This window comes from Bacillus massiliglaciei, assembly GCF_900098925.1.
Classification (GTDB): Bacteria; Bacillota; Bacilli; order Bacillales; family DSM-1321; genus Peribacillus; species Peribacillus massiliglaciei.
The window spans coordinates 1-12985 of the sequence record NZ_LT622345.1 but is presented as its reverse complement, the minus strand read 5'-3'; the positions used below and the strand labels follow the sequence as shown (position 1 = coordinate 12985).

13 protein-coding genes, 1 rRNA gene and 1 riboswitch are annotated in these 12985 nt (G+C 42.6%); of the genes, 1 reads left to right on the top strand and 13 read right to left on the bottom strand.

From position 1 onward, the window contains the following. From BQ4305_RS01235 to BQ4305_RS01210, 6 genes are all read right to left on the bottom strand, one after another. A 16S ribosomal RNA gene (locus tag BQ4305_RS01235) occupies positions 1 to 217 on the bottom strand; the annotation flags it as partial. Positions 218 to 590: 373 nt separating this feature from the next. Then, positions 591 to 2657: a glucose-specific PTS transporter subunit IIBC gene (gene ptsG, locus BQ4305_RS01230; protein ID WP_110926124.1), complete on the bottom strand. Its 2067-nt coding sequence runs from the start codon at positions 2655 to 2657 to the stop codon at positions 591 to 593. Between the two features lie 162 nt (positions 2658 to 2819). Then, the gene (gene glcT / locus BQ4305_RS01225; protein ID WP_110926123.1) at positions 2820 to 3662 is read right to left on the bottom strand and encodes a glucose PTS transporter transcription antiterminator GlcT; all 843 of its coding nucleotides are present in this window, start codon (positions 3660 to 3662) and stop codon (positions 2820 to 2822) included. 146 nt (positions 3663 to 3808) lie between these two features. Then, positions 3809 to 5140, bottom strand: coding sequence for an NCS2 family permease (locus BQ4305_RS01220; RefSeq protein ID WP_110926122.1), 1332 nt, complete (start codon positions 5138 to 5140; stop codon positions 3809 to 3811). Between the two features lie 117 nt (positions 5141 to 5257). After that, positions 5258 to 5357, bottom strand: a riboswitch (purine riboswitch). A 157-nt stretch (positions 5358 to 5514) separates the two neighbouring features. Further along, complete coding sequence (locus BQ4305_RS01215; RefSeq protein ID WP_110926121.1) at positions 5515 to 5898, bottom strand: LytTR family DNA-binding domain-containing protein; 384 nt, start codon at positions 5896 to 5898, stop codon at positions 5515 to 5517. Between the two features lie 71 nt (positions 5899 to 5969). Beyond that, positions 5970 to 6965: a formamidase gene (locus tag BQ4305_RS01210; RefSeq protein ID WP_110926120.1), complete on the bottom strand. Its 996-nt coding sequence runs from the start codon at positions 6963 to 6965 to the stop codon at positions 5970 to 5972. A 262-nt stretch (positions 6966 to 7227) separates the two neighbouring features. Between BQ4305_RS01210 and BQ4305_RS01205 the strand changes: the two genes are divergently transcribed. Beyond that, positions 7228 to 7728 carry a methylated-DNA--[protein]-cysteine S-methyltransferase gene (locus BQ4305_RS01205; protein WP_110926119.1) on the top strand — a complete coding sequence of 167 codons (501 nt, stop codon included), beginning with the start codon at positions 7228 to 7230 and terminating at the stop codon, positions 7726 to 7728. A 52-nt stretch (positions 7729 to 7780) separates the two neighbouring features. Here the strand turns inward: BQ4305_RS01205 and BQ4305_RS01200 are convergent, their stop codons facing one another. The 7 genes from BQ4305_RS01200 to BQ4305_RS01170 all read right to left on the bottom strand — a co-directional run. Beyond that, the gene (locus BQ4305_RS01200; RefSeq protein ID WP_199880504.1) at positions 7781 to 8779 is read right to left on the bottom strand and encodes a zinc-dependent alcohol dehydrogenase family protein; all 999 of its coding nucleotides are present in this window, start codon (positions 8777 to 8779) and stop codon (positions 7781 to 7783) included. A 131-nt stretch (positions 8780 to 8910) separates the two neighbouring features. After that, positions 8911 to 9672, bottom strand: a complete 762-nt coding sequence (locus BQ4305_RS01195; protein WP_110926118.1) for an SDR family oxidoreductase — start codon at positions 9670 to 9672, stop codon at positions 8911 to 8913. A gap of 159 nt (positions 9673 to 9831) precedes the next feature. Next, the gene (locus tag BQ4305_RS01190; RefSeq protein ID WP_110926117.1) at positions 9832 to 10674 is read right to left on the bottom strand and encodes a tyrosine-type recombinase/integrase; all 843 of its coding nucleotides are present in this window, start codon (positions 10672 to 10674) and stop codon (positions 9832 to 9834) included. Between the two features lie 189 nt (positions 10675 to 10863). Continuing rightward, positions 10864 to 11232, bottom strand: coding sequence for a hypothetical protein (locus BQ4305_RS01185; protein ID WP_234396841.1), 369 nt, complete (start codon positions 11230 to 11232; stop codon positions 10864 to 10866). A 365-nt stretch (positions 11233 to 11597) separates the two neighbouring features. Beyond that, positions 11598 to 11789, bottom strand: a complete 192-nt coding sequence (locus BQ4305_RS01180) for a helix-turn-helix transcriptional regulator (protein ID WP_110926115.1) — start codon at positions 11787 to 11789, stop codon at positions 11598 to 11600. Then, positions 11790 to 12104, bottom strand: coding sequence for a hypothetical protein (locus BQ4305_RS01175; protein WP_110926114.1), 315 nt, complete (start codon positions 12102 to 12104; stop codon positions 11790 to 11792). A gap of 195 nt (positions 12105 to 12299) precedes the next feature. Further along, positions 12300 to 12985, bottom strand: a 686-nt coding sequence (locus BQ4305_RS01170) for an ISL3 family transposase (RefSeq protein WP_110926113.1), incomplete at its 5' end; no start/stop codon positions are given.

The window sequence follows — 12985 nt, the reverse complement described above, 5'->3', positions numbered from 1 at the left end:
AGACCGTCTTTCCATCTTCCCTCATGAGAGGGAAGAAACTATCCGGTATTAGCTCCGGTTTCCCGAAGTTATCCCAGTCTTACAGGCAGGTTGCCCACGTGTTACTCACCCGTCCGCCGCTAATCTCCGGGAGCAAGCTCCCTTTGATTCGCTCGACTTGCATGTATTAGGCACGCCGCCAGCGTTCGTCCTGAGCCAGGATCAAACTCTCCGAAGAATGTTTGACTTGCTCATAGAAGTGCTGGCATTGATATTATCAATGGTCAACATTACTTTTTTGAATAGTGTTAGTTCACTATATATCGTACGCTTACGCTTTGTTTTGTTCAGTTTTCAAAGAGCAATTTCAATGCCACTTCGTTAGCGACTTGATTATCATAACACGCATTTGATATCTCGTCAACTCTTTTTTTTAAAACTTTACGAAAGAGTTAAACAAGCTCTGGCGTGTATTAAATATACTACCACCTCTCTTTTTACATGTCAACCTACATTCTATTCTTTTCTTCATTTTTTATACTGGGTTTAAAAATATATCTGCAGGAAGCAAAAAACACAGCAGACCAAATGGCCCGCCGTGTTTAGCTGTCTTACAATTCAATAGAGATAATATTCTTTTCTTCTAATTCTACCCGGCCTTGTTTTTTAAGGCTGATTGAGCTTCCTTCCGGAAGGTTTGTAAAGACAATTGGCGTGATAGTGGAAGTCGCATGTTCCTTAATGTAATCCAGATCAGCTTTCAATAGAGGCTGTCCGGCTTTCACTTTATCTCCTTGAGAAACAAGCGCTTCGAAACCTTTGCCTTCCAGTTTGACTGTATCGATTCCTACATGAATCAGAATTTCACGGCCGCCTTCCGTTAAAATGCCCAGGGCGTGCTTAGTCGGGAAGAGGTTCACAATTTCTCCGTCAGCAGGTGCTACGATTAGCCCTTCCTCTGGAATGATGGCGAATCCGTCTCCCATCATCTTTTCAGCGAATACAGCATCAGGAACGTCAGTAATCGGAACAAGCTCTCCTTTGATTGGAGAAATCAAAGATTCAGTGTTCTCATTTTGCAGCGGCTGAGCAATGACATCCTCTACTTGATCTTCAACAGATTCAGCCGGATTAGCCGGAGCTGCTTTATGAGGACGTCTTCCTTCCATAATATCTTTCATTTGTCCTTTGATTGTTTCTGATCTTGGTCCGAAGATGGCCTGGATGTTATCTCCCACTTCCAGCACACCTGCAGCACCAAGTTTTTTCAATCGTTTCTTATCTACTTCTTCTACATGATTTACTTTCACTCGAAGACGCGTAATACAAGCATCCAAGTGGGCGATGTTTTCTTTTCCGCCCATAGCCTCAAGAATTTCACCAGGAAGTGTTCCTGCTGCAGGTGCGTCACCCGTTTCTTCCTCATCCTCTTCTTCTACTTCACGACCCGGTGTTTTTAAATTGAATTTCCGGATGGCGAAACGGAAACCGAAATAGTAAATGACAGCGAAAGCTAAGCCGACTGGAATGACAAGCCAAGCATGTGTTTGAGGATTGATTAATCCAAAGAGAATATAGTCAATCAATCCGCCGGAGAAGGTCATCCCGATTTTAACATCGAGTAAGTGCATAACCATGAATGACAGTCCGGCAAAAACAGTATGGATGGCAAATAGAAGCGGCGCAACGAATAAGAACGCAAATTCGATTGGCTCTGTAATACCCGTTAAGAAGGAAGTCAAAGCCGCGGAAGCCATCAGGCCGCCGACCACTGCTTTTTTCTCAGGACGTGCTTCATGATAAATCGCAAGGGCCGCAGCCGGCAGACCGAACATCATGAATGGATATTTCCCTGTCATGAACGTACCGGCTGTCAAGTTTTGGACACCATCTTTGATTTGAGCCATGAAAATTCCCTGGTCCCCTTTGACCACTTTTCCGGCTTCGCTTACATAGCTTCCGAATTCAAACCAGAATGGTGAATAGAAGATATGATGAAGACCGAATGGAATTAACGCTCTTTCAATAACACCAAAAATGAAGGCTCCCAACGTCAGGTTTGCATTCAGCATATTCTCTGAGAATGCATTAAGGCCATTTTGAATCGGCGGCCAGATAATTAGCATAAGCAAACCAAGAACTAAAGCGCTGGCTGCCGTAATGATTGGCACAAATCGTTTTCCGGCGAAGAACCCTAAATATGAAGGCAATTCAATTTCATAAAATTTATTGTACATAGTGGCAGCAATGATCCCGACAATGATTCCGCCAAATACGCCGGTTGCCAAGGTAGGGATACCAAGTACATTTGTATAAGCTGCCGCGTTATCAGCCACATCTTCTGCTGAGATTCCCAGCACTGTTCCCATAGTCACGTTCATGACCAGGAAACCGATAATCGCAGCCAGTCCGGCCACGCCGTCGCCGGCAAGTCCGATGGCTACACCCACAGCAAACAGCAAGGGCAAGTTTCCAAATATAATATCACCGGCAGCCTCCATGACCGAGGCAACCATTTCTACCCCATTATTCGCAAGAAATGGAGCGATATCCAACAGGGCAGGATTCTGCAGGGCATTACCAAAAGCCAGCAAAAGTCCGGCAGCCGGCAGGATCGCTACCGGAAGCATCAATGCTCGTCCTACTTTTTGCAAGACACCAAAAATCTTCTTGAACATACGGTATTTCCTCCTCTTTATTTATAATCAAGAATTTGATGAAATCGCTTACACTAAATAAAAAAGGCATAAGCAAAGAAAGAATTGAAAGAATGGACAATGCCCTCATTCAACTATCTTCCCCGCTTATGCCTGATCGAATCAGTAACACGCAGATAATTTCTATTTTAATTTTTTCTGTAAGCGTTGGATATGCATTGTTAAATAGACAGCTTCTGCATCATATACAGGTTTGCCTAATTGCTGCTGCATAACTTTCATCAGCTTCCAAGATAAATTGTAACACACCGGATATTCCTCTTTCAAGATTTCTCCGAATTTTTCTGGTTCTTCGACTCTTTCTTCTGACAGGATTCGATCAATGGCAAAACGCAAATGCCTGATAAGCCTCATATAATCGACACTTTTCTTATCAATTTGGATATTCAGCTGATCTTCAATCATACTGATTAACTGAAAAATCAGCTGGGAATGCCGGTTAATTTCGGAGAGATTCTTATGGGCGGCTGCACTGTGAATATGCAGGGTAATAAAGCCCACTTCATCCTCCGGAAGACTCATGCCTGTCCGCTTTTCAATCAGATCGACCACTTCAGAGGCAATTTCATGCTCGGATGGATAAAGAGCGATGGTCTCCTGCAAGAAGGGATTCTTGATGACAACTCCATTTTGAATTCTGTTCATTACAAATAATAAGTGATCGGTCAATCCGACATGGATATGCTCATTTAAAGTTCCCGATACCCGTTTCGTAATATGCTGAATCGCATCGATAATGGATAACTGAAGTGTTTCATCGATGGAAGGCAAAAGCTTTTTGTAATTTTCCTGTTCTTTTTCATTTTTGAGCACAAACATTTTTTGCACTAGATCGGCGGGCAGAATATCCCCTTTTTTCCGGCCAAACCCAAGCCCCTTCCCAATGATTACAACCTCATCAAAACGGGGATGCCGGGCAATGACTACATTGTTATTCAAAACCTTTTCAACAAGGATCCCTGTCATATATACACTTCTCTCTTCCTAATGAGATACATTGTCACTTAGATTTAATGGTAGTCAAATTTCAGCAAGAAAGCAATATATTTGCAGGAGTTTATCCTCAGTTTTCTGAAAATAAAAAAAGGGCCCGTAAAGGACCCTTTTTATGATTATTTTAAGAAAATGAAATATAGAAGGAAGACGACACCCAGTCCCCACATGATCGGGTGGACCTTCTTCGCTTGTCCGCTTACTGCCATGGTGATTGGGTAAAATAAGAACCCGCAGGCAATTCCTGTTGCAATGGAATACGTGAGCGGCATCATTAATACCGTGAAGAAGGCCGGTACGGCCACTTCAAAACGATCCCATTCAATCAGCCTCAAAGAAGATGCCATCAATACACCGACAATAATCAGTGCCGGAGCCGTTACAGCCGAAGTGACGACAGCCAATAACGGGAAGAAAAACAGGGCCAGGATAAACAGAAGGCCTGTTACAACTGCAGCGAATCCGCTTCGCGCCCCTGCCGCAACACCTGAAGTCGACTCTACATAGGATGTTGTCGTAGATGTACCGAAAATTGCTCCGGTTACAATGGATAGAGAATCAGCTAAAAGGCCTTTTCCGGCGCCCGGAAGAACGTTATTTTTCATTAATCCAGCCTGCTGGGCTACAGCTACTAAAGTTCCTGCCGTATCGAAGAAGGCTACGAATAAAAAGGTTAGTATAACAATCAAAATCTGGCCTGAGAACAGTTCGCTCGGATTGGAAAAGCCTTCAAAAGCCGCGCCGAATGTCGGTTCAAGGCTCGGTACCGCACTGACAATCTTAGTCGGAACTTCCACCTGGCCGAATATCATTCCTACAATTGAAGTAATCACCATCCCTAGGAAGACACCGCTTTTAATTCCCCGCGTCATCAAGAGTACCGTAACGATAATACCAAATACAGCAAGCAGAGTCGGTCCGGCAGTCAAGTCACCCAAACCAATCAATACAGAATCGTCATTCACCACAATCCCGGCATTTTGAAGACCGATAAATGTAATAAAAAGCCCGATTCCCGCTCCGACTGCATGCTTCAGTTCAGCTGGAATAGCATTAATGATTTTCTCACGGATACCTGATAATGATAAAAGAACGAAAATAATACCTGAAATTAATACACCTGTTAAAGCTGTTTCCCAAGCTATTCCGTAACCAAGGACAACGGAAAAGGCAAAAAACGCATTAAGTCCCATTCCCGGAGCCAATGATATCGGGAATCTGGCGATTACCCCCATCAAGATGGAGCCCACACCTGCTGCTAAAGCAGTAGCGGTAAAGACTGCTCCTTTGTCCATCCGCAATTCTGCCGGCAGATCCGGAACAGATTCAAGCGTCAGCACACTTGGATTAACTGCCAAAATATATGCCATTGCCAAGAACGTCGTTAAACCGCCCAAAATTTCTTTACGGTAATTCGTTCCTAATTCTTTAAACTGAAAGTACTTTTTCATTCAGTCTCCTCCAAAATTCTCTTCCTCTTCGTATACAAGGAGCCCCGTTCTAAACCGAACGGAGCTTGACTGAATGTAAAGTAACAGGACTCAGGCAATCACAGCAGCATGCAGGAAGCCAGCCCAACTATACATCGTAGTCAAACTGTTAAGGCAGTTCGGTAGAAACTTTTGGGCCAATCCCCAAGATTATACGATGAGTTCGTTTAATAATTTTCTACAAACAGTGTATCAGCATCGACACTGCTCGTCAATAACCTTCACGAATATTAGAAAGGTAATTTTAACCGAATGTTCGTTAATTGGAGAATGATTGGAAATAAATAAAAGGAACCGGAAACCAGGATTCACTTCGGTCCCCAAGCTCCTATTCCTTAAAAATTCAGGTATGAACGGAACCCCTTCACCATGTTCTGGCTTACAGTTACGGAAGAACCGTTTTTATCCTTCATAATAAGTGTTAATGGCTCTTTTGACTTCGTGACGATACGGTCGATATGATGGACATTTACGATAAACGCCCGGTGACAGCGGAAAAATAGATTCCTTGGCAGCATCATTTCAAGATCGGCTAAACTTTGACGGCATGTATACACCGTATCACGTGTCGTAATTTCGACTTTCCCCAGACTGGATTCTATAAAGCAGATATCTTCATATTCAATAGGCTTATAATATCCATCTGCCTTCCCTACGAGAAGATCCGGGAGCTGCAATGGTTCCTGGCTATACTCCGTTTTTAACGCTTTTTGCATCATTCATGAGTATCTCCTTTTTTTGTGTTTTTATGTAACAGGCATGTTGACGGCCGACTATGAATAGCAGCTGATTATTTCACCGGTTCTTTGACAGGGTATCCATATATCGATCCATCTTTAATTTTGATTTGGTCTTCCCATGGAAGTTTATACTGTCCGGCCGCTAAGTCGTTAATGAATGTATACGGATTTTCCCTGACACCGCCTGGAGTCGATACATATCCCCTCGCACCCAAGTTATAAATGTTATTCTCCAATCCCCAGCCTATCCGCGCCTGGTCCGCAAGCTCAGGGTAGATTTCAGCCGTGACAATTTCATATGGATTTCTATGCCCTTGAACCAATGTCGTGCCGTCGAAATTGCATACCTGTCCTTCCCCGAAGTAATAAAAGACACCATCATATCCAGCCAGGTTGACCGACAATGTATACATCAAGTTCTGCCAGGCATTGGAACGGTTCGTCAAAATCCATTGGTCATTTACCTGTGTACTGTATCCGGAAATCCGAATCAAGACGTTAGCTCCTTTATAAGCGGCTTCCCTGGCGATTTCAGGAAACATCCCGTCATGACAGATACAAACCGCGAGCTTGCTTCCGCCCGGCCCATCGCAAACAGGCATTCCCAAATCGCCCGCTTTCCATGGCTCAACAGGCACCCAAGGATTTAACTTACGGTATTTCAGAATCATTTTCCCCTCCGGATCAATGATAATGGCCGTATTATAAGGGTCCCCTCCATCCGGATTTCTTTCCATGAGAGAAAAGACGCCATATACTCCAGCTTCCCGGCAGGCCTCTGCAAACATTTCCGTTTCCACGCCCGGAACATCGCACAGGAATTCATCCGTCGTCCATTTCTTCGTATTCAGGCCCTGCGTACTGTATTCAGGGAAGACAATTAACTCCACTCCTGGATAGCCTGCCTTTGTAGAATGAATTGTTTTGATAATCTGAGAAATTTGCATATCAATATCCTTTCTCGATTTCACCACAGGAACCGGATATTGAATCAGTGCCGCTAAAAATCCACTCATTGGTTTAACCATGCTTCCGATACTGCCCATTACAAATTCCTCCAATCCGATTTTTCTACTCCTTAGGTCTGTTTACGCCTTTATTTTTTCCATTAGCCCATTCATCTGCTGTTTATATGTAAATAATTGTCACATAATTCTGATAATAATTCTACCAATTTTTCTACTAAATAATGAAACCGATTTAAAAAAAGATGTAAGCGATTTAGAAAAGAGAATAAACAAAAACAATTGGCAGCATCTTGGCATCTCAAACCGGCTATGCTACCTTTTACGTAGGGAGGTTTTAAAGATGAAACGTTTTACCCTTGATTACGATTCACCTATTGGGGTGATTGAAATAACCGGCACAGAGGAAGTCATTCATTCCATTCTCTTTACAGAAGCTGAAAAATCCGTCCATATGATCAAAGAGGACACACCAGAAGTCATGCAGATGTGTTACCGGGAGCTTGACGCTTATTTTAAAGGGGAGCTGCAAGCCTTTACATTTCCTTACGAACTTACTGGCACTTCTTTTCAAAAAAGCGTCTGGAACGCCTTACCCAGTATTCCATATGCAAAGACAGGTTCTTACAAAGACATTGCGGCGGCTGTCGGAAATGTAAAAGCCATCCGGGCTGTCGGGAGCGCGAACGGAAAGAACCAGTTAAGCATTGTTCTTCCCTGCCATCGGATTATCGGATCCAACGGCAAACTGACCGGTTATGCCGGCGGTTTGTGGAGAAAGGAATGGCTGCTGCAGCATGAAAAGAAAATGCAGGAGAGATGGAGCAAGTCTTTGACAGATTGACACTGCAAAAAAAGACTCGCCTGTGACGAGTCTTTTTTTGATCCTTATCTGCTCAGCGGCTTGTTAAAAATACCTTCCCTTTGGCCTCTTTGGAAGATTCAACAGCCTGAATAGCCGCTTTAATATCCAGCAGGCCATACTGAGAGTCCGCCGTCTTAAAACGCAATTTTTTCTCCTCTGCCAGCCTGATCAAATGTCTGAAGGTTTCCTGCCATTTATCTATGGGAACACTTTTATTCCAATTCCGTAAATGAAACATATTAGCATTCACTTTAGCTTTGTTTATGATCTCCCCCCAGTTAACTTGTATCCCCGATAAAAGGCCGATCGTTAAAAAATGGCCATGAGGGCGCAGGCAAAATGCCAGATCATTTCCAGCAGAACCGCCAACAGAGTCAATGGCAGCATCGGCGCCCTTCCCATTCGTTATTTCCATCACGGTTTCATAGAGCGGAGATTTTGAGGTATCGATAACATAGGAAGCACCAAGACGCAATAAGTCTTCCGTGTATGTATGATTTCTCGTAACGGCAATTAATCGGAACCCTGCAATCCTCGCTAATTGGGCATAAATATGACCGATAGAGGACCCGCAGGCATTAACAAGCAATACATCATTGGGTTTTAATTGTAACACTTCCATACAAGTCACCCACGCTGTAACTGGATTAATATACATTTGAGATGCCGTAACATCATCAATGGAATCCGGTATTGGCACTATGCAGTCTGCTGATGTCGTGACAAGCTCTTGCCAAGTGCCTTCTCCGCGTAAAGGTAACACACGTTTCCCAATATAATCTTTTGATACGAGAGGACCTGCTTCTTCTACAATACCAACTCCCTCATAGCCAGGAATGTTCGGCAGCGAAATTCGGTGGGAATAGGCTCCTCTAATAGGGAGTAAATCAGAAGGATTTATAGGCCGTGCTAACATTCGAACAATGACTTCATGATCTTTTGGCGGCTGGATGCTTTTTTCTTCAACCCTTAACACGTCTTGAGGATTGCCGAATTTATAGAATGTAATACATTTTGCTTTCAACACCATACAATCTCCTTAAACGGTTTAATTTATTTTTTATTCATTCCTTATTTTACCACATTCCCTGATTGCAAAATAAGAAACGGACCCACATCATAGGTCCGTTTCAATACCATGTATGCAAAAATCACCCATCATTAAAAATCCGGATTGTTCTTAAGGAATCCTTCCCACGCCTGTCTTGTTCCCTGATCGAGTTCATCCCTGGAAGCACGGAGGCGGCCTGCAGATCCGCCGTAGCCGATTTCCTCCTGACCTGCTTTAATTCCTTTGAAAATCTCGTCCGCAAAATCATTCACCGGGGCGCCAAAGGTATGCAGACCTGTACCTCCCAGATCCGTATTGACAGCCGGAGGGAAGATTTCAATGACTTTCACTTCCGTTTTTTCCAGCTGCAGTCTCAAGGACTGGGTAAACGAATGAATCGCAGCTTTAGTCGCACTGTAAATCGGCACCCAGACACCAGGAGTCAGTGCCAGGCCTGATGATACATTCAGGACAGCCGCACTGGATTGCTTCAGCAAATGAGGCAGAAACAGATTTGTCAGATGAATCGGCCCTTCCACATTAATCTTCAGTTCCTTTTGATAATACGACCACTCTGCCTCTGCCTTTAAGAGATTCACCCGCTGCTGGATTCCGGCATTATTGACGAGCACATTCAGATTGGGAAATGTTTGAGAAGCCCATTCAAATAAAGCGATTCGATCCGCTTCATCCGCCACATCACAAACTCTTGTATGAAACGCTGGATGCTTTTCCTTTGCTTCCTTCAGCTTCTCTTCCCTGCGTCCGACAATGATCACTTCGTTTCCTGTTTGTAAAAAGCGTTCCGCAAAGGCCAAACCGATCCCTGATGCTCCGCCGGTAATCAACACTGTATTTCCGGATATATTCATGACCTGTTCCTCCTTGTTTCGATAGATATAGCCCTTATTCTATCCCACTATTTGATGAAAATGAATCCTCTTGTCCTGAGGGAATATAAAACAAGGCTCAGAATAAAACGATTCTGAACCTTGTATCTCAACTAAAAGACCCGACGATCTTTCCGCTTTTTATTTTCTTGTAAAAGCATGATTGATGACATCTGTCAGTTCTTCTTTGTCCACTTTCGGATTCACATATTTCTTCGTGACGTTAAAATCCTTATGTCCGGCAAGCTTCGAAACAATCTCCAGATCTACATCCGAATCAATCAGCCTCTGACAAAATGTATGTCTTAATTTATTCGGATTTACTTCATATTTTTTCAGCATATACTGTACAGTTCGCTCAGTTATTCGATCCCCTGTGCGGGTCAGGAATACAGCCTCTTCTGATTCATGGGACTGCAGGTATTTTTCCAAATGCTTTCTTGTCCCTTCAGAGAGCGGAATCATCCGCTGTCCGTCACCGCGCTCGATGATCATTTGATTCTTTTCAAAATCAATATGGGAACGATCCAGCCTGCATAATTCAGAAACACGGATTCCTGTGTGAAGCAGCACATAAACAATTGCTGTATTTCTTAGATCTCCGTCCTCTTGAACTGTATTCAGGAGGCTTTCGCATTCATCAGAAGATAAGGTTTCAATTTCTTCATTCTTCTCAACCGGCTGGATTTTAATTCCAAATACAAGTTCAGGCTTCTCTAAAAACTTCGCAAAAGTCCGAATCGCTCCAGCTGTTTTATCGATGGTTGAGGCACTCTTTTGCTGCTGTTCCAAAAAGAGAATATAGTTCTGTATATCATCTTTCGTTAAATGATGAAGATCGTTTTGATTCTCGTGAAGCCACTCTTGAAACTTTTCCAATTCCCTTTTATAAGTGGAAATGGTGTTAAGAGATTTATCTTGCTCTTTTAGCCAACCGCAAAAATTATGAATCAGCGGAATAGCTTCAGAAGAATTTGGTGTCATTGTTCTAACCCCCGATTATCCATTTGTCTCTATTATACCAAACAAATATTTCAGAAGAAAACTTCTGCGAAGGTAAAGCGCCATAATTCAGAAATTTGCTTCATTGGGACTAGCAGCATCCGGAGCTTGGGGAGGATTCTTCGATTTAAGGGGTTGGCTCTATCCCAAAGCCCACACCTTTGCTCCCATTTATTTCTCTGCACGTCCCCTCCTATTTGCCAGGTTTATAGCAATAAACTGGGGAACCAAGTCCAAAACACTCACCAAGATTACTAATTGACCGGGAGAGAGTGGTTTAAAATATCCATCCCACACTTCATTTCCTGCATACCGGTTAACGAAATAAAGGGAAATGACAGCAGATGCTATATTTCCTAAAATCACAGGAAGATAATGAACAAACCGTTTTCCTAAGAAGGACAGCAGGAAGGTAACTGCTATCATTACTAAATAGCCCAACATGGAGCCGTTGATATAGTCCTGGCGCATGGAAAAGTAAACAAATGGAAAGCAGTATAAACAAATAATCAAGAAACCTGCACTTACTTTTCTCATCATTTTCTCCTTATATAACATTTATACATTCAATATAACTCCAAACGAAAATCCTGATAAGAAACATTTTACTAATCAAATGAGCCTCTGCTATTGGCCGGAAGAGGGTTTTCGCTTTCCGCGGGCGGTCAGGAAGCCTCCTCGTCGCAGCTGCCGCGCTCCTGCGGGGTCTTCTTTGACGCGCTTTTCCCGCAGGAGTCTCACCCCTTCTGCTCCAATCCTATACAGCTATCAAATATCCTTCGTTTTACAGACTTTTTCGCGATCCAGATTTAAGAACAGCAAATACTTGTTTCCGTGTCTCCATTATCAAATTACAAACTGTTCAATGGTGAGAACTGCATAAAAAAGACCCAGATAAGGTCCATTTAACCACTGATGAAAAGCTCATCTACTGTGGTATCAAGTACAGAGGCTATAGCAAAGGCTAAGTGTAAAGTAGGGTCATATTTATCATTTTCAATCGCATTTATCGTTTGTCTGGATACCTTACAGAGTTTAGCCAGTTCTGCCTGAGATAATTTAGCTGAAACTCTTAATTCCTTAATGTTATTTTTCATTTAATCACCATATTTTTTTCTGTATATTAGTAATGTTACCAGATATATAACTGAAATCACTGTCAAAAACATGATTGGTGAAATTCCATTGCCATTGCCATTATCATTATAAGAAGAATTCCCCTGAATGTTTTGATAAATGGATTGGGCCACTTCTAAAATCAGCATACCTATCACTACGATAAATGCATATGATTGAGCTTTGGTATTGATAAAATTCCTTCTCTCATCACCCTTTTTTGAAAAAGAAGCAACAAAAATCAAAATTCCGCAAACTAACAATATGACACCATACACAATTTTAACCCAATCCATATTTTAATTCCTCCTTATATAAATGTAAAAAGTATTTGACATATTTTATCATAGCATTGGATCCAAAAATGTCAAATACTCTTTACACTATAAGTTATTTCTATAAAAGTAGAACTAAAATAAATCTACTTTTGGAAAACAGCAACATAAAAAAGGTTCTCCGTCAAATGTTGGGGTGGCGACTGATCGCCATCCCTAACCAATATGTATCCCAATTCCTTTAAACTGATGGGTTAATAATATTTTGGCCCGAAAACGACTGAAATTCCTGAATCCATATGCATTTCGCTTAAGAACCTTCGTTGAATTGTTGATCCCTTCTAAAAAACCATTCGAATAGCCATAAACAAAGCTGTTTAAGATTTCTGTCTGCCAGTTTTGGAGCGTGGTAATGGCTTTCTCCATTTCAGGAATGCCAGAATCCTGGACCCGTCGATAAAAGTCTCTCAGCCCCTGTTTGACCTTCCCTGCATCTTCCGCTTCTGATTCCTTCGCCTGAACAAACCAGCCACGATAGGTTTCCTTTAATTCGTACGCTTTTTTAAGCTCTTCCGACATATCCAAATAACGATTCAAATGCCATCTGTCTTCTTCTGTTAGGCGGTCGGAGGCCTTGTGAAAGACATGCTTCATACGTTTGCACTTCTTGCGGTCATACGGATGAAACTCTTTCTGTACCCTTCTTCGGACACCGTCCAGCGCCCAATAGATATACCGGCAGAAATGAAAGCGATCGGCCACAATCACAGGGCGGCCTAAGGCACTTTGAACCGCCGATTTAAAAGAATGGCTCATGTCCATGATCACCACCTGAACCTGGTCCCCATACTTTTGAAGATAGTGTTTAATCGTATTCTTATAGCGATTAGGCAGGATATCTA

What these genes read in the sequence shown, in the direction of transcription:
- ptsG (WP_110926124.1), bottom strand. Translation starts at nt 2,657, where the DNA reads ATGTTCAAGAAGATTTTTGGTGTCTTGCAAAAAGTAGGACGAGCATTG.
- BQ4305_RS01180 (WP_110926115.1), bottom strand. Translation starts at nt 11,789, where the DNA reads ATGAAAAATAACATTAAGGAATTAAGAGTTTCAGCTAAATTATCTCAG.
- BQ4305_RS01205 (WP_110926119.1), top strand. Translation starts at nt 7,228, where the DNA reads ATGAAACGTTTTACCCTTGATTACGATTCACCTATTGGGGTGATTGAA.
- BQ4305_RS01185 (WP_234396841.1), bottom strand. Translation starts at nt 11,232, where the DNA reads ATGATGAGAAAAGTAAGTGCAGGTTTCTTGATTATTTGTTTATACTGC.
- BQ4305_RS01220 (WP_110926122.1), bottom strand. Translation starts at nt 5,140, where the DNA reads ATGAAAAAGTACTTTCAGTTTAAAGAATTAGGAACGAATTACCGTAAA.
- glcT (WP_110926123.1), bottom strand. Translation starts at nt 3,662, where the DNA reads ATGACAGGGATCCTTGTTGAAAAGGTTTTGAATAACAATGTAGTCATT.
- BQ4305_RS01175 (WP_110926114.1), bottom strand. Translation starts at nt 12,104, where the DNA reads ATGGATTGGGTTAAAATTGTGTATGGTGTCATATTGTTAGTTTGCGGA.
- BQ4305_RS01200 (WP_199880504.1), bottom strand. Translation starts at nt 8,779, where the DNA reads ATGGTGTTGAAAGCAAAATGTATTACATTCTATAAATTCGGCAATCCT.
- BQ4305_RS01190 (WP_110926117.1), bottom strand. Translation starts at nt 10,674, where the DNA reads ATGACACCAAATTCTTCTGAAGCTATTCCGCTGATTCATAATTTTTGC.
- BQ4305_RS01210 (WP_110926120.1), bottom strand. Translation starts at nt 6,965, where the DNA reads ATGGGCAGTATCGGAAGCATGGTTAAACCAATGAGTGGATTTTTAGCG.
- BQ4305_RS01215 (WP_110926121.1), bottom strand. Translation starts at nt 5,898, where the DNA reads ATGATGCAAAAAGCGTTAAAAACGGAGTATAGCCAGGAACCATTGCAG.
- BQ4305_RS01195 (WP_110926118.1), bottom strand. Translation starts at nt 9,672, where the DNA reads ATGAATATATCCGGAAATACAGTGTTGATTACCGGCGGAGCATCAGGG.